Origin of the sequence: Arthrobacter oryzae (assembly GCF_031454875.1) — a bacterium.
Taxonomy (GTDB): domain Bacteria; phylum Actinomycetota; class Actinomycetes; order Actinomycetales; family Micrococcaceae; genus Arthrobacter; species Arthrobacter oryzae_D.
This window is the reverse complement of record NZ_JAVDRQ010000005.1, coordinates 271,534-291,846: the sequence shown is the minus strand read 5'-3', so window position 1 is coordinate 291,846 and position 20,313 is coordinate 271,534. Positions and strand designations below refer to the sequence as shown.

Below are 20,313 nucleotides of genomic sequence, written 5' to 3'. Positions count from 1 at the left end.
CGCACCGCCGTCGGCCGCTTTCCGGGCACTACCGGGCCTGGTCACGGCCGGGCCGCCAGCATCCGTTCAAGCGCCACGCGCGCCGGGGCTGCAACGTCGTCGTCCACGGTGATGCGGTTGAGGATCTCCCCGTTGACCAGCGCCTCCAGCACCCAGGCGAGGTAGCCGGGGTGGATCCGGTACATGGTGGAGCACGGGCAGATCACCGGGTCCAGGCAGAAGATGGTGTGCTGCGGGTATTCCGCGGCCAGCCGGTTGACCATGTTGATCTCGGTGCCGATGGCAAACGTGGTGGGTTCCGTGGCCGCGGCGATGGCCTTCCTGATGAAGTCGGTGGATCCTGCGGAATCGGCGGCGTCCACTACTTCCATGGGGCACTCGGGGTGGACGATCACGTTGACGCCGGGGAAGTCGGTGCGGGCCTTCTCGATCTGGGCCACATTGAAGCGCTTGTGCACCGAGCAGAAACCGTGCCAGAGAATCACCCGGGAATCGAGCAGGGTCTGTTCGTCGTTGCCGCCGAGGTCCTTGCGCGGGTTCCACATGGGCATCTGCTCCATTGGCACTCCCATGGCCTTGGCCGTGTTGCGGCCCAGGTGCTGGTCGGGGAAGAACAGGACCCGCTGGCCGCGCTGGAAGGCCCATTCGAGGACGGTGGCGGCGTTGGATGACGTGCACACAATGCCGCCGTGCTCGCCGCAGAAGCCCTTGAGCGCTGCGGAGGAGTTCATATAGGTGACAGGAATGACCGGAACCCGGCCGTCGGCGTCGGGCTCGGTGCCGTAGAGCTCTTCGAGCTGCTCCCAGCACTCGGTCACGGAATCAATGTCCGCCATGTCCGCCATCGAGCAGCCGGCGGCGAGGTTCGGCAGGATGACGGCTTGGTCGGGCTTGGACAGGATGTCCGCGGTTTCCGCCATGAAGTGCACGCCGCAGAAGATGATTGCCTCGGCGTCCGGTTTGGTCAGTGCCGCATTGGCCAGCTGGAAGGAGTCGCCCACGAAGTCGGCGTATTCAATGACCTCGTCCCGCTGGTAGAAGTGGCCGAGAATGACGGCCTTCTCCCCGAGGGTCGCCTTGGCGGCGCGGATGCGGGCGTCCAGTTCGGCGTCACTGGCCTTTTTGTATTCCTCCGGCAGCTGGCCCTGGCGCGGGGTGGCGGCCGGGGCAACGTCCGCGCTCGAGGCGCCCGGGCCATACGCGGGCACGCCGGCGAGGGCCTCGGCCAGATCGTAGTCCCATGGTCCGCGCGCCAGTGCCGGGCTGCAAGTGGCGGCGGCTCCGGTCGCCAGACCCAGAGCTTTCTGTTCGGCCTGTTCGCGAGTGATCAACTGGATTGCCGTGTTGACGCTGCTCATGGTGTGCTCCTGTTATCTGGGTCAAGGCCGGGGCGGCCGGTAAAGCGGTAGAGGCGGGGAGGGCGGTGTTTGCCGCCCTGCAGGTATTCGCCGGTTTCTTCGATCTCCGGCGTTGACTTGAGCTGTCGGCGGAAATTGGCGGGGTCCAGTTCACGGTCCAGGACTGCTTCGTACACTTCCCGGACCTGGGCCAGGGTGAAGTACTCCCCCAGCAGGTGGTAGGCAACGGAGCCGTAGGCCAGCTTGTTCCGCAGGCGCCAGAGGGCGTAATCCACGATCGCGTTGTGGTCGAAGGCCAGGTCTCCCAGGCGGTCCGCCCGGAACCACTTGACGTTTTCCGACTCGTCGGCGAGCGCTGCCTCAGTGGGCTGCACCAGCGCCCAGTACACGATGGACACCACGCGCTGGGTCGGTGAGCGGTGGAGGCCGCCGAACGCGTACAGCTGCTCGAGGTATTCGGGTGCCAGCCCGGTGGTTTCCCGCAGGTTCCGCGACGCCGCGTCCTGCAGGGATTCCGTGTGGGTCAGCGGCCCCCCGGGCAGGGCCCAGAGTCCTTTGAACGGCTCACGGATCCGGCGTACCAGCGGGATCCAGAGGGTGGGGCGCCCGGACTTCTCGCTGGGGCGGAGGGCGAAGATCACCGTGGAAATGGCCAGCGACGGCGGGGCGGCCTGCCGCTCGGCGACGTTGGCTGAGCTGGTGTACACGGCGGTTCACCCCGCTTTCCGCGCGCCCGCTGGCGCCTCTGGGCTTCGTCCGGCGTCCCGTCCGTGGGGCGCTCCGTTAGTTATAGTCAAGTTGACTAGAACTAATGGTACGGCTGTGGCGCCCGTAGGCAAAATGTTTCAGGTCACATTGCGGCAGCAGCTTCCAGCAGCGGCAGCGTGCGGCCTTGGAAATGGGTGTTCAGGACTATCACGGACGAGGCCCGCAGCACCGTCCTGGTGGCAATCATGGCATCGAGGACCCGCTGCAGGTCCGGGTTGGACCTGGCCGCGATCCGGGCCATCAGGTCCGAGCTGCCGGACACAGTGTGAATCTCGATCAGTTCGGGGATCCGGGCCAGCGCCTCCACCACCGCATCATGACCCAGGTCCTGATTGATGGTGAGCGAGCAGAATGCCACCACCGGATAACCGAAGTGGGCCGGATCCGGCTGGGGCACCCAAGATCCGATGACCCCGCCCGCCGCCATCCGGTCCAGCCGCGACTGGACGGTGGCCCGGGCGATCTTCAGGACACGCGAGGCTTCAAGCACCGAAGCCCTGGGCGAATCCGTAAAGAACCGGACAATTTTAGCGTCCATGACGTCCACATTCATCGAATTTCCTTCCAAGGTCCCCGCCTAAGTAACAAATCGCCGAACAAAAGGACGATGCACCTGAAAACTGCCACCATGCTCTCACGGATGGTGCGCGGAGAGACCTGCCCGGGACGGTAAATTCAAGATGTCCCACAAGGACCACACCACCGACCACAAGAAGGTTCGCAAGCATGACAATGAAGTCCACCGCAGAGCGCCCCGCCACAACTCTTGGGCACAGCATGAAACCCCGCCAGCTCACCATGATGGGGCTGGGAAGCGCCATTGGGGCCGGGCTGTTCCTCGGCTCGGGAGCAGGCATCCAGGCCGCCGGGCCGGCCGTGCTGATTTCCTACCTCGTAGCCGGCACCCTGATCATCCTGGTGATGTGGGCCTTGGGCGAAATGGCCGCGGCCAACCCGAACAGCGGCGCCTTCTCCGTCTACGCCGAAAAGGCCATGGGACGCACCGCCGGCGCCACAGTGGGCTGGCTGTGGTGGCTGCAGCTGGTGGTGGTCATCGCAGCCGAGGCTCTCGGCGCGGCCGGCCTGCTCTTCACCGTGTGGCCGGTCATTCCCGTCTGGGCACTTGCCCTGGCGTTCATGGCCGTCTTCACCGCCATCAACCTCGCGGGCGTGAACAACTTCGGCGAATTTGAGTTCTGGTTCGCCATCCTCAAGGTCGCCGCGATCCTGCTGTTCCTGGGCGTCGGCACCGCACTGCTCCTGGGCCTGCTCCCGGACGTAGCGAGCCCGGGCCTGGCCAACATCACCGGGAACTTCGCCCCGGAAGGCCTCGGCGGAATTGCCGCCGCGCTGTTCGTGGTGATCTTCGCGTTCGGCGGCACCGAGATCGTGAGCGTGGCCGCAGCCGAAACCGAGAACCCCCGCCACAGCGTGGGCCAGGCCATCCGCACGGTGCTATGGCGGATCCTCGTCTTCTACATCGGCTCCGTCTTTGTCATTGCCGCCGTCTTGCCCGCCACGTCCGAATCACTGGCGTCGCCCTTCGCCGGAGTCCTCGATGCCGCCCGGATCCCCGGAGCCGGCGCAGCCATCACCCTCGTGGCAGTCGTCGCCCTGTTGTCCGCACTCAACGCGAACCTCTACGGCGCATCCAGGATGATCTACTCCCTGGCGGAGCGCGGCGAAGCCCCGCTCTTCCTGTCGAAGCTGAACAAGGCCAGGGTGCCGATGGTCGCCGTCGGCGTGTCCGTGGCGTTCGGCTTCATTGCCGCCGTGCTGGAGCTGCTTTTCCCGGAACAGATCCTGCCGGCGCTCTTCCAGCTCGTGGGCTCCACCTGCCTCATGGTCTGGGGCTCGGCCCTCGTCTCGCAGCTGATCCTGCGCCGCAGGGCCGACCGCGACGGCACCGAACTTCCGCTCCGGATGAAGGGCTTCCCGGGCCTGACGATTTTCGGGCTGGTCCTGCTGGCCCTGATCTTCGCCGTCGGGTTCAGCAACGCCGACAGCAGCCGGCAGCTGGTGAGCACCATCATCCTGATTGCCGCCATCGCCGCGGCATGCCGGATCGGCGCCAAGGTCGCCGCATCACGCCAGGACAGCCTTACCCGATAATTTCACCCCAGCCAGGCCGCCACCCAACCAGGTCGCAATAGATGTCGTTATGAGCGCTCAAAACGACATTAACTGCGACTCAGTTGGGTGACCTGGCCGCCGGGCACCACCCCGCGACTGCTATACAAATTGCTATGCGATTCAGGTCCACAGCTGGCAGCTTTCGGCAATCTGGTCAGTGATTCATGGACTGATTGCCCAGCTATCCGCCGGTGACTAGGGTCACATTTATGGATACCCCGCTTAGCCCGGCCGCCGGCAACGACGCCGCCCCGCCGCCGGAACCGCTTCACGAGCAGCTGTCCGGCCTCCCGGCTGAGCCGCTGACCGCCGGCCAGCTCCGCGAACTGTATTCGCTGATGGTGGCCGTGCGGCACCTTGATACCTCGGCCATCGCCTGGCAGCGGCAGGGGCTTATCCCCGGCTACGCCCCCGAACTTGGGCAGGAAGCGGCCCAGGTGGGAAGCGGGTACGCCGTGGACACCGCCCGCGACTTCGTTTTCCCCACATACCGCGAAATGGGGGTTGCCCGGGCCATGGGGGTCGACATGGTGGCCTACATGTCCACGCACAAGGCCACCTGGCACGGCGGTCTGTACGATCCCCGGGAGTCCCGGCTCGCGCCGATCCAGGCCGTGGTGGGCGGCTCCGTGCTGCACGCCGTGGGCTGGGCCCACGGCCAGACGCTGGCCGGCACCGCCGGGACAGGCGCTGTCGGGACAAACACTCCCGGGACTAACACTGCCGACCATACCCTCGGCGTGGCCATGACCTACTTCGGTGACGGCGCCTCCTCGCAGGGCGACGTGCATGAGGCCATGAACTTCGCTGCCGTCTTGAAGGCCCCGGTGGTCTTCTTCGTCCAGAACAACGGCTGGGCCATCTCCGTCCCCACGGAACGCCAGGTGGCCGGCGGCTCCGTGGCCTCCCGCGCTGCCGGATACGGCATACCGGCGCTGCGGATTGACGGGAACGACGTCGTCTCCGTGGTCCAAGCGACCCGGAAGGCCCTTGCGCATTGCCGGGCAGGGAACGGCCCGGCACTCATCGAGGCGATGACCTATCGCCGCGGCCCGCACTCCACCTCCGATGATCCGGGCCGGTACCGCTCGCTGAATGAAGAGCGCGACGGCGCCGGGGAGGACCCGCTGGAACGGTTCCGGCAGCGGCTGCTCGCCGACGGCGTCGCCGACGATGCCTTCTTCGCCGAAGCCCTCGCCGCCGCCAAAGCCGAAGAGGAAGAAATCCGCGCCGGCATCCAGGCGCTGGGCTCCCGCCCCGGCAGCGAAATGTTCGACCTGGTCTTCCAGGAAACCACCCCTGCACTGCAGGCCCAGGCAGCCAACTGGCGCAAGGAGTCCGAACATGTCTAACGCCACCCTTGAGAGCGAGGCCGCCATGGCCGACGGAACTCCACGCCACGGAATTGAACAGCTTTCCATGCAGCAGGCGCTGAACCGCGCCCTCGACGAGGTGTTGGCCGAGCACCCGAAAACGCTGATCTTCGGTGAGGACTGCGGCCGGCTGGGCGGGGTCTTTCGCATTACGGACGGGCTTCAGGCGAAGTACGGACCCGGCAGGGTTTTCGACACTCCGCTTGCCGAATCCGGCATCCTCGGCATGTCCGTGGGCCTGGCCATGGCGGGCTTCCACCCGATCCCCGAGGTCCAGTTCGACGGCTTCGCCTATCCGGCCATCAACCAGATCGTCTGCCAGATTGCCCGGATGAACTACCGCAGCCGGGGCACTATGCCGATGCCGATTACCCTGCGTGTACCCAGCTTCGGCGGCATCCGGGCCCCCGAACACCACGGCGAAAGCCTCGAGGCACTCTTCGCCCACGTTCCAGGCCTCAAAGTGGTTTCGCCGTCGAATCCGCACGAGGCATACCACTTGCTCAAGTACGCCGCCACCCGGCCGGACCCGGTGGTCTTCATGGAACCAAAGTCCCGCTACTGGCAAAAGGGCGAGGTCGACTTTGACTCCGCAGACCCGTCCGCCTCCGGGGGCTCCCCCACCGGCGCCAAGGTCATGCGCGAGGGCCGGCACCTGACCCTCGTCGCCTGGGGCGCCATGGTGGCCCGCTGCCTCCAGGTGGCAGAACTCGCCGCCGAGGACGGGATCGACGTCGAGGTCCTGGACCTCCGCTGGCTGAAGCCCATCGACGAGGCCGCGCTGGTGGCGTCCGTACGGAAGACGCGGCGCGCCGTCGTCGTCCATGAGGCACCGCTGACCTCAGGGCTGGGCGCCGAGGTGGCCCAGCTGATCACGCAGGGCTGCTTCGACACCCTCAAGGCTCCCGTGGAACGAATCACCGGCTTCGACGTCCCGTATCCCTCAGGCGACCTCGAAGACGAATACATCCCCAACATTGACCGGATCCTTTTCGGCATCCAGCGAGTATTGGAGTACCGCCGTGGCTGAAATTTCCTTCCCGCTTCCCGATCTCGGCGAGGGCCTGGTCGAGGCGACCGTACTGGAATGGCTGGTATCACCCGGCGACCAGGTGGAACGGAACCAGCCCCTCGTCGAGGTTGAAACCACCAAATCGGCTGTTGAACTGCCCAGTCCGCAGGCAGGTAAAGTGGTGCGTATCCACGGCGGGCCCGGCGACAAGATCAATGTCGGCGAGCCCCTGATTGTGTTTGAGGTGCCGGACAACACCGCCGGCATCGTGGGCACGGTCCCGAAGGAAGAGGCACCGAAGCGCCGGGTCCGCCTGAGCGCCGTACTTGATGAGGACTGACACGATGAGCGGCAGGCACACCGGCGAACAGCACCACCACACCGTGGAGGGCACCGACCCCCAGCTTTATGTGGAGGTGCATGAGCCGGCGGCCGACGCCGGGCTGCGGCCCGTCCTGCTGCTCCACGGTTTCTCTTCCTCCACCAGGCTCAACTGGCAGGACACCGGCTGGCTTACCGCCCTGCTGGAAGCCGGCCGCCGCGTCATCACTGTGGATCTGCCGGGCCATGGCCGCAGCGGAGCCCCGGAGGACATGGACTCGTACAGCCCGAGCAGGATCCGGGCGGACCTCCTGCAGGTGGCGTTCGACGCCGGCGTCCGGCCGCTGCGGGACGGCGACCCGGTCAGCGGGCTGGACGTGATCGGCTACTCCCTGGGATCCCGGCTCGCCTGGGAATTCGGCGCCACCCAGCCGGAACTGGTTCACCGGCTGGTGCTCGGAGGCCCCAACATCGCGGACCCGCTGGCAGCCTTTGACCTGGTGGCCGCGCAGCGCCACCTGGCAGACGGCACGCCCATCGCGGACGAGTCCACTGCCGGGCTGCTGAAAATGGCCCAGGGACTGCCCAGCAACAACGTCTTTGCGCTGCTGTCCCTCGTGGAAGCGATCAAGGGCGAGCCGTTCGATCCCGCCGAAGCCGTCCCGCACATGCCCATGCTGCTGGTGGCCGGCGAGAAGGACGACCGCGCCGCGACCATGCCCGAGCTCGCCGAACTGGGCGCCAAATCGGGGACGCTCGTGGAACAGCTGCTGATACCGGGCCGGAACCACAGCAATGTGATCACCAGCAGGGCGTTCAAGCAGGGCGCTATCGATTTCCTCAGCGTCTGATTCCCGGGGTCTGATTTCCGGGGTCTGATTTCCGGGCCGGGCCGCGGCCGTGCCGTCAGACTGCCGGACCAGTTGGTGAAGGTTCGAACGCCAGGACGACGACATCCCGGCCGGACCCTGATTCCCTGCCCAGCCGGATGTCCTGCACTGTCAGGACGCCTTGGCCGAAAAGGTCAACAGCGCCGCCAGGTACAACATCGACGTAGCGGTTTTCACGCTCGTTCCTGAGCAGGAGCCGGACGGTCAGCACACCATCCGGCTCGCCAGCCTGGAAGATTCCCACACGGACTCCCGCAAACGTCGGCTGGGAGCCTTGGCTTGCGGTGACTTGCTGTACGGCATTCATAATGCTCCCCTAGTCCTTCGTTGATGGAGCCGAGTAGACGGTGGCAAAGTTCTCTTTGTATTGATCTTCAGTCAGCCAGATGTCTCCCGCCCGCTGGTGCCCGTCGTACATCCCGCCGTCCGGCCCCCATGGGTTGAGCACATGGATCATGGTCTGCCCGTTCCTTTCTTCGACCCGGTCCACGATATAGGCATGGTTGGGAACGATCCGGTTGTCATCCACTTCGTCGTCCAGCGGCCACCAGGTTCCTCTGACTTCAGTGCCCAGCGCCACCGGACCATCAGCCAGCCTGTCCTTCAGCTCATCGAAGCCGATGTCGCCGGTCTTGTCGGCATCTTGGCCGGTGATGGCTTCGAACCCGTCGCTCGAATGCCCGCCGTCGATGTCATCGTAGGATCCGCCGTAGTACTCGGCTGCCGCCTTCTCGTAGACCGAAAGCCAGTTGGCGTTCTTGTCGGCATCCTTGGCGCCCAGTTCCACCACTTTGGGCTCCACCTGAATGTAGACGGGCTCTCCGTCCCTGTACATTTTGACCGTCCACGTGCCGTCGGGGTTCTGCCACATGTGATCGCGGATGAATCCGGGATCGTCCTTGGCGACGGCTCCAAGTGCCGCCAGAAGCCAGCAGTCCCCGATGGATCCCTGGTGCATGTTGGTCGGGTCCAAGGCGTCATCGTCGAGCGGGATGTAGCCGGGCAGCGGGTCATAGCCGCCGAGGCCGCCCGGATCCGGGGATCCCGGCCGGTCGCGGTCGGCAGTGGAGCGCTCACCGCCGGAAGCGCCCGGGCCGCCGCCCGACGCCCGACTGGCGGTTTCCTGCTCCTGGGCGTTGGCAGACAGGACTTTCGCCTGGAGTTCCAGGCCGGAGATCGCGGAGGCGAGCACCCGGCTGTGCCCGGACCGCCAGTCCTCCCTGAACGACTGGGCGTCAGGACCACCCCACGGTGACTGCGCCACTGCCGTTCCGAGCTGGCTCTTCACGGCGGCCAGCCGTTCGCTCCCCTGCATCATGGCCTTCGCCAATTCGCGCAGCTGCGCTGTGTCTGCACCGTAGATCCCCATTGCGGTCCCTTTCCGTAAGTCTCGACGGTCCAGCCGGCGAACCTCCAGTATGGACAGCAGCCGGGCGGCCTGCCATGGGTTGCCCTGCCCATGGCACCGGCACTCCGGTCACAGTATGTTGATAGGACCGACGTCAGCCAGGAGGCGCTATCGATGCATGTACCACGACCATGGGCAGCTGCTGCCGGAATCCTGGCGATATTGATCTCCGGCTGCTCGGCCGCAGAGCCGCTGTCCATTGAGGATGGCGTGCCCCACTACCGGTCCATGACGCGGGAATTGACGGCAGCCCTCTCGGCAAAGTTCCCGTCCGTTGAATGGAATAGGGAGTCAACGGAAAGCCTGGAACTCGACAAAGACGGACGAGTCTGTGATTTTTATCCGGCGTCCTACGAATCGAAGCAGAACCTCGAGGCGGTCTCCCCCGCCTTCACGGAAGTCATGGCTACGGTTAATCCGGTACTTGAAAAGTTCCACTTCGCCAAGGTGGAGAAGCTGTCGGACGTTCCCGGAGGCTGGACAACTGTCAAGTCAAAGGACCCCCACGGCGCCGAGGTAAACCTCTCAGCAAAGGGCAACACTCTGCTGGTGCTGGAGGCGCCGTTGAAGGCCGGTGACTGCGACATGTCTCTTCCACCGTACGGCTCGTAAGGCACGGTGAAAAAGAACGGCCGGCACAGACCCTTCGGTCCGTGCCGGCCGCCTTGCTGCTTGCGGGCTCCGCCTAGTGGCGGCTCACACCCAGCAGGTTCCCCTTGGTCTCCTTTGCCAGAAGCACACCGACCACGGAAATGACGCACAGGATCATGATGTAGATGCCGATGGATCCGGTCCACTTGGTGGTCTGCAGCAGCCACTCCGCGATGGTGGCGGCGAACGCACCGCCCAGGATCGCGCCGAAGGCGTAGCCGATTGAGATGCCCGAGTAGCGGACGTTCGCCGGGAACATTTCCGCGTACATGGCGGACATCGGGCCGTAGGACAGGCCCAGGCCGATGGTGAGGACGAACAGCGCCACGCCGTAGAGCACGATGTCCTTGGTGTCGATGAGGGCGAACATCGGAATCATCCAGGCAAAGACGATGGCATAGCCCGTCAGGAAGGTCTTGACCCGGCCGATCCTGTCCGAAAGCCAGCCGCCCACAAGGGTAAAGATCAGCCAGCCGAAGGAGGCAAGTGTCGTGGCGAGCAGGACCTGCGGTGCGGGCATCTGCAGCGAGCGCGTTGCGTAGGAAATGAAGAAAGCAATCAGGAGGTATCCGGCGGCGTTGTTGGCGATGAAGATCATCGTTGAGTAGAGGACCGGCTTCTTGTGGTGACGGATGAGCTCTCCCAGCGGGGCCTTGCTCTCGGCCTTGCGTGCGGCCATCTCCCGGAAGACGGGGCTCTCCGCAACAGCGCGGCGAATGAGGTACCCCACCACAATCAGCACGATGGACAGCAGGAACGGTACACGCCAGCCCCACGCGTCGAAATCAGCAGGCGACATGCCGCTCCGCAGGAAGAACAGCAGGCCGGTGGCGAGGATCATGCCGACGGGAACGCCGATCTGGGGATATGCGCCGAAGATGCCGCGCTTGCTCATCGGTGCATGCTCCACGGCCATCAGGGCAGCCCCGCCCCATTCACCGCCCGCGGAGAAGCCCTGGATGATCCGGAGGAGGATCAGCAGGATCGGAGCCCAGACCCCGATTTGCGTGTAGGTGGGCAGGACGCCGATCAGCGCCGTCGCGGCACCCATCATCACGAGCGTGAAGACCAGCATGGCCTTGCGGCCCAACCGGTCTCCGAGGTGGCCGGCGATGACAGCCCCGAGCGGGCGGAAGAGGAAGCTGATGCCGATGAGGGCGAACGAGAGGATCTGGGCCAGTCCGGGGTTGGACTGCTGTAGCGGGGTTAGAAACAGCGGTGACAGCAGGGTGCCCGTCAGCTGGGCGAAGATGAAGAAGTCGTACCACTCGATGGTGGTGCCGACCAAGGTCCCCGCGAGGACTTTGCGTTCCTCATGCTTGCTGCTGGGACCCGTCTCCGAATCGACGTGTGAAGTTGCGGTCATTGGAACTCCATGGCTGGGGGCAGTGTTACCGGAAGTGCTACTACCGAGGTGGATTGACGTCGAGCGATTTACCGATCGAACGGTCAGTAGGTATGAGGATACTCGAATGTGTGACAAAGCGCACTAAATTCTTATGGACGCCTTCCCGCCCGCCAGGGCGGCGGGCAGGATGGCCGGAGCGCGGCCGGGCGGAGCACCGCCCGTTCAGTCCTGCCGGTTCAGTTCTGCCGGTTGAGGAATTCCCGGACCCGGGCCCGGACCGGCTCGCGGTCATAGGTGTTCACGAGGGCGCCGGCCATCCGGACGGGATCACCGAAGAAGAAGTATTCGTAGAGGGATTGCCGGCCGGAGAACCCGGAGATCGACGCATCGAAGGCCAGCTTGAACAGGCGGACGCGTTCGGGGCCGGTGAGCGTCTTGCCCTGCAGGTACGTGTCGATGTCCGCCCTGGCCTCGCTGTTAACGTCCGCCTCCCCCGGCAGCGCCATCAGCCCGGACGCCGAGAACTTCCGGATGATCTGCGGGAAGCGCTGGGCGATCTTGGGGTACCAGTTCCTGGCGGCATTCAGGGTGGACCACTTGGGCAGCATCATGCCCGCCTCGTTGAGTTGGGCGTCCGCCTCGGACGCCCTGACCAGCGCCTTACCGATCTCGACGTCGATAATGAGTTCCGCAATATCCTCCTGGATGTGCTGGAAGCCGTCGATCCCGATCGAATCGGCGAGCTCGGACGCCAGGCCAAGGAAGAACTCGCTCTTGGCGATGGTCCGGGTGACCACCTGGTGGGTCATCAGGGCACCCGCGCCGGTCTCGGTGTAGAAGGCATTGCAGAGCTGCGGGTTGCCGAGCATGAAGATCCGTTCGCTCGGCACGAACACGTTGTCGAAGATTGCGACGGCGTCCATCTCCTCGTATCTCGATGCCAGCGGTTCGTCATGGGTGCTGCCGCCGTTGTACAGCGAGGTGCGGCAGAGGTAGCGCAAGCCCGGCGCATCGTTGGGAATGGCAAATGCGAAGGAGTACGGAGCATCTTCCGGCGTGCCGCGCAGCACGGTGGACGGGAACACCAGGAGTTCATCGGCAATCGGGGCGATGGTAGCCAGCATGCGGGCGCCGCTGATCACAATCCCGTCCTCCCGTTCCTCGACGATGTGGGCCGTCAGCTGCCCGCCCATCTGCTCAGAACCCGAGACGGAGCGGTTGACCTGCGGCGGGATCAGCGTATGAGTGGCCAGGACGTCATTCTCTCGCGCCCACTCATAGTAGTTGCGGATATTTTCGGCGAATCTGGGATCGGCCTGCCCGAACCATTTCTCTGCGGTACTGAGAGCTGTGAGAGAGGAGTTCATGTAGTCTCCCGTGCGGCCCAGGAAACCGTTCGAGGCTTCGGCCCACGTGGAAATAGCCCTGCGCCGTCGCTGCAGGTCCTCAACAGTCCTGGGGACCAGGAAGGATGCATTCACCAGGTCGCCGGTGGACGGCGAGGTGTACGTCAGTGCTTCCTGGTAGGCGGGGTCATGCTGCATGTCAAAGAGCTTCGCGTAGGACCGGGCAACGTTGCGGAACGCCGGGTGCTCGGCGATTTTCTCGCTGACCACTTCCCCGTCGATCACCACATGGGGCGTCATGGCGTTGAGCTTGTCCAGGTACTGCTGGCCGGTACGGATACCCATTGTTATTCCTCCAGTCGATGCTGATCTGCAGTGGGATTGGCTCGGCGTCCCCGCGGACCGGGGATGGCAAGGCTAGAGAAGGTCCTCCATGCCCAACTGGCTCTCAGGGATGGTGGTGAAGGTGCTGTTGGCGAACGCCAGGGCATCGCCGTTGCGGTAGTTGAAATCCACCACCTCGCCGAGATAGAGGGTATGGTCGCCGCCGTCGTACTCCGCCCATGGCTTGCACTCGAAGTAGGCGAGGACTCCGGAAAGCCGTGGCGCCGTCTCGCCTTCCACCCATCGGGGCTGGGGCCCCGGGCGGCCGGAGAAGTGCAGGGCCAGCTGCCGCTGTTCGGCCCCCAGGATGTTTACGGTGAACGGACGGCCGGCCAGCTCGTCATGCGCTTTCGCGGTCCGCGCAATGCTGACCAGGACCAGGGGCGGCTCCATGGACACGGATGTGAACGAATTGACGGTGATGCCGTGGCGTTTGGTGGGGCCGTCGAATGTCACGATCGCGACCCCCGTGGCAAACCTGCCGAGACTGCCGCGGAAATGATGGGCACGCGGGGCGGAGGTCCTGCCGACGACTTCGGGCGCCCCTCCCGGACGGGGCCTGGCAATCATCATTGATCCCTTTGACTAGCCGTTCTATATTTGAACTATTCTATAGTTGAACATATAGTTCCCATATCGAACGCTAGCCCATTGTGGGGCCCGACACAAGACCCTCCGGGCGGAGCGCCCCAAATCCCGGCCTAGGATGGAGACCATGACTCAGACCGCAGGCGCCGGCGCACAGGCTGCGCCCGCCCAGGCTTCCCCGTCCCAGACCCTTTCGCGCGGCATCCGCGCGCTGGAAATCCTGGCGGAAGCCGAGCGGCCGCTCACCATTGCAGAACTCGCGGACGCCATGGGTGTGCACCGTTCCGTGGCATACCGCATCCTGCGCACGCTGGAGGACCATTCACTCCTGGTCCGGGACGACGCCGGAAAGGTCCAGCCCGGTCCCGGCCTCGCCGTGCTGGCCCGGGGGGTTTCGCGCACGCTGCAGGCGGCAGCCTTGCCGGAGCTCACCCAGCTTGCCAACACACTGAACATGACCGCCTTCATCGCTGTGTGGGACCACCAGGACTGCATCACCCTCGTGACTGTGGAGCCCCGGCACTCGGCGGCCACGGTGGTCCAGCACCCCGGCTCACGGCACCCGATCAGTGCCGGCGCCCCGGGCATCGCCATCCAGTCCGCGCTCACCGAACATGAGTGGAAGGTGTTGGCACCGGATATCCCCTACCGGGCCGAGGCGGCAGAAGCACGGGAGCGCGGCTATGCGGCCAGCCACGATGAAGTCATTGCCGGGGTTTCATCGCTGGCGGCACCCATCAACGTGCCGGGCAGCCGCCCCGCTTCGGTTGCCGTCGTCTATATCCGCTCAACGCAGGATCCCGCCGAGGTGGCGGCAGCCCTGACCTCAAGTGCCGCCCGCATCGAGAAGCAGCTGCTGTAACGCAACGGCCCCCTGCGGGGCCAGCTAGCGGATGGCGGCTGTTGCGGGCGGAAGGGCGGCCTTCCTGCGCCGGCTGATTACGACGGCGGCGGCCGACCCGAGCAGGAACAACGCCGCAGCAGCACACACCGGTACTACGAAAGCAGCGGAATATCCCTGGTGCTCCGCCAGCTGCCCGGCGACGGAGGACCCAAGGGCCGTGCCGGCAACAATGCCGCTGGCGAGGGCTGTCATGACCGTTCCCAGCCGCCCGGCAGGGGCCACTACCCCGCCGATCGCGAATACGGTGACCATCAGCGGTCCTACCGGCAGCCCCAGGACAAGCAGGACCAGTACCATCGGCAGCGCCGAGGCCGGCAGCAGCAGGAGTACGGCGAGGCCGGCCATGAGCACGGCGCTGACCATCCAGCGTGCTGACAGGGTGAAGCGCGCCGGCCAGTAGGCGACACTCAAAGCGGCCGCTGCGGAACTCAACCCCATGACCGCGTACAGCAGCCCGGCGATTTCGGCGGTGGCGAAGCTCGCGGAGAAGGAACTCAGCCCGGTCTGGGTGGAGCCGAAAAATGTTCCCATGCATACCATCGCCAGGAAGGGCAGGGCTACGGCGGCCAGGCCCGTGCCGCGGATGCCGGCTCGCCGGGAACCGGCAGCGGAATCGCTTGAAGCCGGGGCTTTTTCAGCCGGGGCAGCGTCCCGCCGGCGACGCAGGCTCAGCGGTACGGCACGGTGCGTGCGGTGGACGGCGAAGGCGGGAACCAGGGTAATGGTGAGGGCAGCGGCGAGGGCAAGCGGGAGCCATGGGGTGATGAGGCTGGCCAGGATGCCCACCAGCGCAGGGCCGAGGACGAAGGTCAGTTCATCCGCCGTGCTTTCGTAGGACAGGGCCGCGTCAAGGTCCCGCGCGTTCCCCGCGTTGCTGCCCCGGCCGGTCAGGGCCATCCAGCGGACGCGGGCAAGTGGGCCTACCTGGGGACAGCTCGCACCGGCCACCAAAGCCACGGCGAGGACGGGTACTGCCTCAGCCAGCTCCCGTCCGGAGGGAACGAGGTATGCCGTGAGGATCAGGGCCACTACGGCGGTAGCGTTGAAAATTGCCGCGAACAGCAGCACGGGCCGCTGGCCCAGCCGGTCCGCCCATGCACCGAGGACGGGCGCACCCAGCGCGGAGCCGATGCCGACGGCACCTGCTGCAGCTCCGCCAATGGCATACGAGCCCGTGACTGCAGTAACCAGAGTCAGTGCACCCACCGTCAGCATGGCAAGGGGGAGGCGGGCGAAGAGTCCCAGGGGGATGAATCCCTTGCCGGCCAGCAGCGGCAGCCGGGCGTAGCGGCCGCCTGTCGACGAAGGAGGGCTCGGGAAATCCTGGACGGGAAGAGTGGCCGCGTGTGCGGTGTCCGCGGCCGATGAAGTTGCGGCGGTTGCCTGCAAAGAAGTTGAAGAGGTCATTATTCCGGGTTCGTTCAAGAGTGCGCATCGTCCCTCCTCCCGATGCGCGCGACCCGGTAACTTTTCAATTGTAGCCGAGCCCCGGAGCGTCGCGCTGGGGCCGTCCGTCCGTCCGCAAATCAGGAGACCCGAATCAGGAGAAACGCATCAGGACACGGGAATCAGACACGCTACTCAGGACACGGCGTCGTCGGAAATGTGGAGGGCGGATCCGTTCCGGCCCTTGACCACCTGAAGCTGGGTGCTGATGCGTTGCTTCATTTCCGGCACATGGCTCACCAGGCCCACCACCCGGCCGCCGTCCCGAAGCCCCTCGAGGGCATCCATCACCTGCTCCAGGGCCTGCTCGTCGAGGCTGCCGAAACCTTCATCCACAAAGAGCGTCTCAATATCGACTCCGCCGGACTCCTGCTGTACCACGTCAGCAAGGCCGAGGGCCAGGGACAACGAGGCCATGAACGATTCGCCGCCGGACAGCGTGGCGGTGTCGCGGCGGTGGCCGGTCCACTGGTCCACGACTTCCAGGCCAAGGCCGGACTTGGCTCCGCGGGCAGCTTTCGCGTCCGTGTGCTGCAGCGTGTAGCGGCCGTCACTCATGCCGATCAGCCGTTCCGAGGCGGCGATGGCCACCTGCTCAAGCCTGGCTGCGAGCACATAGCTGTTCAGGCTCATGCGGTAGGTGTTGTCGCCGGCGCCCCGGGCGGCCTCGGACACGGCAGTCAGCAGCGCTGCGCGTTCCCTGGGCCCCTGCCCCGACGCTGCGAGCCGGGCGTAGTCCCCCGCGATCCGGCGGACGGTCAGCACTGACTTGTCCGCGAGGCCCGCGGCTACAACGGCCTGCCTGGCAGTTCGTTCAGCCGCGGCGGCTTCCACGCGGAGCCGTTCGAGTTCCCCGGCGTCCAGGGGCCCGTCAGTTTCCAGTTCCCGGGCCGCCAGGGTGAGTTCCTCTCCGGCGAAGAGTTCCCCGACGCGGGCTGCCTCATCCTGGCCGGCCCGGATGGCGGCCTCGAGCACGGCGGCATCCGGGGCCGGTAGCAGAACTGACCGCGCCGCATCAGCGGAATCGAATCCGGAATCCGGGAGCGCCTGCTCCAGCTGCTGGCGGGCCTCCCCGGTGCGCAGCCGGGCCTGTTCGAGGCTGGTCCGGGCGGCGTCCGTCCGTTCCAGGAGCGCTGTTGTTCCACTCAGGGAAGTGATGCGGCCGCCAAGGGTCTGGAAACCCGCACGCAGCTTCAACAGCGCACCGTCCAGGGCATCCGCCTGTTCCAGGACTTCCTGGAGGGTGGATTCCGCCTTCGCGATCCGGGACTCGGTGGCCGCCTGCGCGGATTCGGCAGCGGTGATCTGGCCGTCCAGCTCCGTCTGCCGTTCACGGCCCGCGGCGAGTTCCGCAGCCGCCCGGACCGCCTGGTCCGCACGTTCCTTGGCGAAGGCGGCCTCCGCTCGGGCTTCGTCCGGAGGGGTGTCCCCGCCCTGGGCCGCCAGGACGGCGACCTCTTGCCGCACGTCGGCAAATTCCGCTTCCAGTGCCGCAAGCACCGCTTCTGCTGCCTCGCAGGCCTCCTGGGCATCCCGTTCCGCTTCGGCGACGGCCAAAGCCGCTGTGGCCGCGGGCGCCGGAGCCGGATGCTCGGGACTCCCGCACACCGGGCAGGGCTCGGCCGGCAGGAGCTGGGAAGCCAGTTCCGCCGCGGCATTCGCGAGCCGCTCTTCCCGCAGATCCAGCCAGCGCTGACGGTGGTTTTGGTGCTCGTCCCGGGCCAGGCGGTGCCGTTCTGCAACCCCTGAACACACTCGGACCGCCGCGATGTGCCGGCTGACCAGGGCGACGAGTTCTTCTGCGGCCGCAGCCTCCTTGGTCCGCAGCTGCGCCTCCGCTGCGAGCTCCTCGAGGGGCATCACCCGCGCCAGCAGCCCGGCCGCCTCAGCGCGCAGTGAATCAAGAGCGGCGGCACCGGCCCTTCTTTCCTCCCTCAGCTGATTCAAAGTCGTCTGGAGTTCGGTCCCGCGGGCCACCATCCCGGCCAGCCTGGCCTCGTCCGGAAGGCGTTCCTCCAGCACTGCGCGGAGGGACTTCAGCCGGCTGAGTTCGCTGCGCACCACCGCACCTTCGAAGAATGGCGCACCCGGATTATCGTCGCTTTGGCCGCCGGCAGCGGACAGAGCAGAAAGCTCCGGATCCACCAGTACGGCAGCACGCAGTTCGTCGGCTGCCGCGGTCATGGCCTTGGCGGCCCGCTCTTCGGCCTCACCTGCCTTGTCTACGGCCTGAAGTTGGCCACCCAGCACTTCCGCCCTGCGGTGCAGGCGAAGCCGCTTGGCCTTTTCCTCGAGCTCCGGTGCGGCGTCTTCTGCGGCCAATCGCCGCCGTTCGGCCGCCGAGAGTTTCGCCTGGCGGGCGGCCCGCGCTGCCGCAGCCTCGAGTCGCTTGGCGCTCCCGTTGCGCTGGGCTTCCGCCTGGTCAGCCTCGGACTGCAGTGACGCAGCCCTCTCGGCTGCACAATCCTGCAGCCAGATGAGGAGTTCCTCCGGATCTTCCGGCTCCGGGAGGGCGCTCGGCAGGCCCTGTTCCGGTGGTTCCGCTTGTGACCGGGCCTGTGCCAGCAGGAGTTCCAACTGGCCGTTCAGGCTGGCGACCTCCGTGCGGGAATCCGCGGCCCGGCGGGCCAGTTCCTGCTCCACGGCTTCGAACCGCTGCGTGCCAAAGAGGCTTTGGAGCAGGTCGAGCCGGTCGGCGGGCTTCGACCGGAGAAAAGCGGCGAAGTCGCCCTGCGGCAGCATGACCACACGCGTGAACTGGTCGCGGTCCATGCCCAGCACCGAGCTGATTTCCGCTCCGGCTTCGTCGTTCCGGCCGGACTTCTCGATCCATTGCCCGTCCACGCGTTCGCGCAGCAGGGTGTTGGCCTTCTGCTCCGTAAATCCGTTCCTGCCCCGTGCACTGGGCCTGTTCCACGCCGGGATCCTGGACACTTCAAAACGCCTGCCCTTGGCGGAAAACTCACAAGTGACGCGGGGTTCGGCGGCGGCCTCGGCGTGGTCGCTCCGGAGGCGCTTGCCTTCCTGGCGTGCACCCGGCACGGATCCGTAGAGGGCGAAGCAGATGGCATCCAGCACGCTGGTTTTGCCGGCGCCGGTTGGTCCGTTCAGCAGGAAGAGGCCGTGCGCGCTGAGCCGGTCAAAGTCGATCTGCTCGGTGCCGGCGAACGGGCCGAACGCGGAAATTTCGAGACGGTGGATCCTCATCGTGACATCTCTTCCAGGCGTACGGCGTCGAGGGCTTCCGCCAGGACAGCCGCTTCGGCGTCGTCGGCGCTCCGGCCGCGGACGTGCTCGAGGAAGCCGCAGCAGACGGAAAGATCGTCCTCCGCCGCGGCGAGCCTGCTGCTGTAGCTCGTCCTCACGCCTGCGGCGGCGCCTTCAGGCTCGAAACCCAGCACCAAAGTGTCCGGAAAGCGTGCCCGCAGTTTCTCCATGGCCTGGGCGGGACGCTGGGCATCCGTCAGGGTGATCTGGCAATAGGCGGCCTCGGCCCAGGAGTGCTCCTCGGCCGACAGCAGGTGGTCCAGGGTGCCCCGCAGGACGGCGAGGGAACGGGGCGCGTCCCACAGGACCTCGCTGACTCCGGTGATGCCCGTGGCGTCCGCTTCGATCAGCCAGCCGCCTTTGCGGTGCTTCGCTTCGGAGAATGAATAGGCCAGCGGCGATCCGGAATAGCGGACCGTAGGCGACAAAGACTGCCTTCCATGGAGGTGGCCGAGAGCTGTGTAACCGAAGCCGTCGAACAGGTCCAGCGGCACGGCGCCGACACCGCCGATGCTCAGGTCCCGTTCACTGTCCGAACTGATGCCGCCGCTTGCAAAAGTGTGGGCCAGCACCACCGAGTGGACCTGCCTGCTCCCGGCCATGGTTGCGATATCAGCCCTGATCCTCCCGGTGGCGGCGCGTGTCACTTCGAAGTGGCTGGCGGGCTCAACGCCCAGCTGATCGGCAACCAGGCGGGGCTCAAGCCACGGAATGCCATAGATGGCCAGTACGGAACCGTGCGCGGAGGAGTCCAGGGGAAGGAGCACCGGAACGTCCAGTTCGGCGAGCCGTGTGCGCAGGTGCACTCCCCCGCGCTCCAGCAGCCTTGAGGCAAAGCCGAGGCGGATTGCGGAATCGTGGTTACCGCTGGTGAGGACCACCTGCGCTCCTGCCGCCGTCAGCCGTACCAGGGCGTCATCCAGGAGGCGGACCACGTCAACCCCCGGCAGGGCACGGTCGTAGACGTCACCGGCAATCAGGACGACGTCCACCTTTTCGGTGCGGACGAAGTCGACCAGCTGATCGATGAAGCCCTGCTGGGCGTCCAGCATGCCGACGCCGTGGAAAGACCTGCCCAGGTGCCAATCGGAAGTGTGCAATAGCCGCATGTTCTTA

At 66.0% G+C, this 20,313-nt stretch carries 18 protein-coding genes; 7 read left to right on the top strand and 11 right to left on the bottom strand.

Features of this window, described 5'->3' with window-relative positions:
* Positions 1-41: 41 nt before the first annotated feature.
* From nadA to J2805_RS11310, 3 genes are all read right to left on the bottom strand, one after another.
* A complete protein-coding gene (nadA, locus tag J2805_RS11320) occupies positions 42-1,358 on the bottom strand; it encodes a quinolinate synthase NadA (protein ID WP_309976121.1) in 1,317 nt (438 codons plus the stop codon).
* Positions 1,355-2,065: an NUDIX hydrolase gene (locus J2805_RS11315; RefSeq protein WP_309976119.1), complete on the bottom strand. Its 711-nt coding sequence runs from the start codon at positions 2,063-2,065 to the stop codon at positions 1,355-1,357. Before J2805_RS11315 ends, nadA begins: the two co-directional genes overlap by 4 nt.
* A gap of 143 nt (positions 2,066-2,208) precedes the next feature.
* On the bottom strand, positions 2,209-2,679 hold the full coding sequence (locus J2805_RS11310) for an Lrp/AsnC family transcriptional regulator (RefSeq protein ID WP_309976117.1): 471 nt from the start codon (positions 2,677-2,679) through the stop codon (positions 2,209-2,211).
* A 173-nt stretch (positions 2,680-2,852) separates the two neighbouring features.
* Here J2805_RS11310 and J2805_RS11305 point away from each other — a divergent pair, with 173 nt between their 5' ends.
* The 5 genes from J2805_RS11305 to J2805_RS11285 all read left to right on the top strand — a co-directional run bounded on the left by J2805_RS11305 (position 2,853) and on the right by J2805_RS11285 (position 7,816).
* The gene (locus tag J2805_RS11305; protein ID WP_309976115.1) at positions 2,853-4,238 is read left to right on the top strand and encodes an amino acid permease; all 1,386 of its coding nucleotides are present in this window, start codon (positions 2,853-2,855) and stop codon (positions 4,236-4,238) included.
* A 230-nt stretch (positions 4,239-4,468) separates the two neighbouring features.
* Positions 4,469-5,611 carry a thiamine pyrophosphate-dependent enzyme gene (locus J2805_RS11300; protein WP_309976112.1) on the top strand — a complete coding sequence of 381 codons (1,143 nt, stop codon included), beginning with the start codon at positions 4,469-4,471 and terminating at the stop codon, positions 5,609-5,611.
* A 25-nt stretch (positions 5,612-5,636) separates the two neighbouring features.
* A complete protein-coding gene (locus J2805_RS11295; RefSeq protein WP_396134317.1) occupies positions 5,637-6,662 on the top strand; it encodes an alpha-ketoacid dehydrogenase subunit beta in 1,026 nt (341 codons plus the stop codon).
* Positions 6,655-6,984 (top strand): biotin/lipoyl-containing protein, encoded by a 330-nt coding sequence (locus J2805_RS11290; RefSeq protein ID WP_309976108.1) that lies wholly within the window; start codon positions 6,655-6,657, stop codon positions 6,982-6,984. Before J2805_RS11295 ends, J2805_RS11290 begins: the two co-directional genes overlap by 8 nt.
* A 4-nt stretch (positions 6,985-6,988) precedes the next feature.
* On the top strand, positions 6,989-7,816 hold the full coding sequence (locus tag J2805_RS11285) for an alpha/beta fold hydrolase (RefSeq protein ID WP_309976106.1): 828 nt from the start codon (positions 6,989-6,991) through the stop codon (positions 7,814-7,816).
* 55 nt (positions 7,817-7,871) lie between these two features.
* Here J2805_RS11285 and J2805_RS11280 read toward each other — a convergent pair whose 3' ends face one another.
* Both J2805_RS11280 and J2805_RS11275 read right to left on the bottom strand, forming a co-directional pair.
* On the bottom strand, positions 7,872-8,162 hold the full coding sequence (locus J2805_RS11280; RefSeq protein ID WP_309976104.1) for a hypothetical protein: 291 nt from the start codon (positions 8,160-8,162) through the stop codon (positions 7,872-7,874).
* Positions 8,163-8,171: 9 nt separating this feature from the next.
* The gene (locus J2805_RS11275) at positions 8,172-9,224 is read right to left on the bottom strand and encodes a C2 family cysteine protease (protein ID WP_309976103.1); all 1,053 of its coding nucleotides are present in this window, start codon (positions 9,222-9,224) and stop codon (positions 8,172-8,174) included.
* 153 nt (positions 9,225-9,377) lie between these two features.
* Here J2805_RS11275 and J2805_RS11270 point away from each other — a divergent pair, with 153 nt between their 5' ends.
* Positions 9,378-9,875, top strand: a complete 498-nt coding sequence (locus J2805_RS11270) for a hypothetical protein (RefSeq protein WP_309976101.1) — start codon at positions 9,378-9,380, stop codon at positions 9,873-9,875.
* Positions 9,876-9,948: 73 nt separating this feature from the next.
* On the opposite strand, the gene J2805_RS11265 is transcribed toward J2805_RS11270, so the two are convergent.
* From J2805_RS11265 to J2805_RS11255, 3 genes are all read right to left on the bottom strand, one after another.
* Complete coding sequence (locus tag J2805_RS11265; protein ID WP_309976099.1) at positions 9,949-11,280, bottom strand: MFS transporter; 1,332 nt, start codon at positions 11,278-11,280, stop codon at positions 9,949-9,951.
* Between the two features lie 218 nt (positions 11,281-11,498).
* On the bottom strand, positions 11,499-12,953 hold the full coding sequence (gene hpaB, locus J2805_RS11260) for a 4-hydroxyphenylacetate 3-monooxygenase, oxygenase component (RefSeq protein ID WP_309976097.1): 1,455 nt from the start codon (positions 12,951-12,953) through the stop codon (positions 11,499-11,501).
* Between the two features lie 72 nt (positions 12,954-13,025).
* The gene (locus tag J2805_RS11255; RefSeq protein WP_396134303.1) at positions 13,026-13,565 is read right to left on the bottom strand and encodes a flavin reductase family protein; all 540 of its coding nucleotides are present in this window, start codon (positions 13,563-13,565) and stop codon (positions 13,026-13,028) included.
* Positions 13,566-13,707: 142 nt separating this feature from the next.
* On the opposite strand from J2805_RS11255, the gene J2805_RS11250 reads away from it, so the two are divergent.
* Positions 13,708-14,442: an IclR family transcriptional regulator gene (locus J2805_RS11250; RefSeq protein ID WP_309976095.1), complete on the top strand. Its 735-nt coding sequence runs from the start codon at positions 13,708-13,710 to the stop codon at positions 14,440-14,442.
* Between the two features lie 24 nt (positions 14,443-14,466).
* Here J2805_RS11250 and J2805_RS11245 read toward each other — a convergent pair whose 3' ends face one another.
* From J2805_RS11245 to J2805_RS11235, 3 genes are all read right to left on the bottom strand, one after another.
* Positions 14,467-15,891 carry an MFS transporter gene (locus J2805_RS11245; protein WP_309976094.1) on the bottom strand — a complete coding sequence of 475 codons (1,425 nt, stop codon included), beginning with the start codon at positions 15,889-15,891 and terminating at the stop codon, positions 14,467-14,469.
* 174 nt (positions 15,892-16,065) lie between these two features.
* Positions 16,066-19,137: an SMC family ATPase gene (locus J2805_RS11240; RefSeq protein ID WP_309976092.1), complete on the bottom strand. Its 3,072-nt coding sequence runs from the start codon at positions 19,135-19,137 to the stop codon at positions 16,066-16,068.
* The gene (locus tag J2805_RS11235; RefSeq protein ID WP_309976090.1) at positions 19,134-20,306 is read right to left on the bottom strand and encodes an exonuclease SbcCD subunit D; all 1,173 of its coding nucleotides are present in this window, start codon (positions 20,304-20,306) and stop codon (positions 19,134-19,136) included. Before J2805_RS11235 ends, J2805_RS11240 begins: the two co-directional genes overlap by 4 nt.
* Positions 20,307-20,313: the final 7 nt, after the last annotated feature.

Coding starts and splice junctions, on each gene's coding strand:
- nadA (WP_309976121.1), bottom strand. CDS start 1,358: ATGAGCAGCGTCAACACGGCAATCCAGTTGATCACTCGCGAACAGGCC.
- J2805_RS11310 (WP_309976117.1), bottom strand. CDS start 2,679: ATGAATGTGGACGTCATGGACGCTAAAATTGTCCGGTTCTTTACGGAT.
- J2805_RS11305 (WP_309976115.1), top strand. CDS start 2,853: ATGACAATGAAGTCCACCGCAGAGCGCCCCGCCACAACTCTTGGGCAC.
- J2805_RS11300 (WP_309976112.1), top strand. CDS start 4,469: ATGGATACCCCGCTTAGCCCGGCCGCCGGCAACGACGCCGCCCCGCCG.
- J2805_RS11295 (WP_396134317.1), top strand. CDS start 5,637: ATGGCCGACGGAACTCCACGCCACGGAATTGAACAGCTTTCCATGCAG.
- J2805_RS11285 (WP_309976106.1), top strand. CDS start 6,989: ATGAGCGGCAGGCACACCGGCGAACAGCACCACCACACCGTGGAGGGC.
- J2805_RS11280 (WP_309976104.1), bottom strand. CDS start 8,162: ATGAATGCCGTACAGCAAGTCACCGCAAGCCAAGGCTCCCAGCCGACG.
- J2805_RS11275 (WP_309976103.1), bottom strand. CDS start 9,224: ATGGGGATCTACGGTGCAGACACAGCGCAGCTGCGCGAATTGGCGAAG.
- J2805_RS11270 (WP_309976101.1), top strand. CDS start 9,378: ATGCATGTACCACGACCATGGGCAGCTGCTGCCGGAATCCTGGCGATA.
- J2805_RS11265 (WP_309976099.1), bottom strand. CDS start 11,280: ATGACCGCAACTTCACACGTCGATTCGGAGACGGGTCCCAGCAGCAAG.
- hpaB (WP_309976097.1), bottom strand. CDS start 12,953: ATGGGTATCCGTACCGGCCAGCAGTACCTGGACAAGCTCAACGCCATG.
- J2805_RS11255 (WP_396134303.1), bottom strand. CDS start 13,565: ATGATGATTGCCAGGCCCCGTCCGGGAGGGGCGCCCGAAGTCGTCGGC.
- J2805_RS11250 (WP_309976095.1), top strand. CDS start 13,708: ATGACTCAGACCGCAGGCGCCGGCGCACAGGCTGCGCCCGCCCAGGCT.
- J2805_RS11245 (WP_309976094.1), bottom strand. CDS start 15,891: ATGACCTCTTCAACTTCTTTGCAGGCAACCGCCGCAACTTCATCGGCC.
- J2805_RS11240 (WP_309976092.1), bottom strand. CDS start 19,137: ATGAGGATCCACCGTCTCGAAATTTCCGCGTTCGGCCCGTTCGCCGGC.
- J2805_RS11235 (WP_309976090.1), bottom strand. CDS start 20,306: ATGCGGCTATTGCACACTTCCGATTGGCACCTGGGCAGGTCTTTCCAC.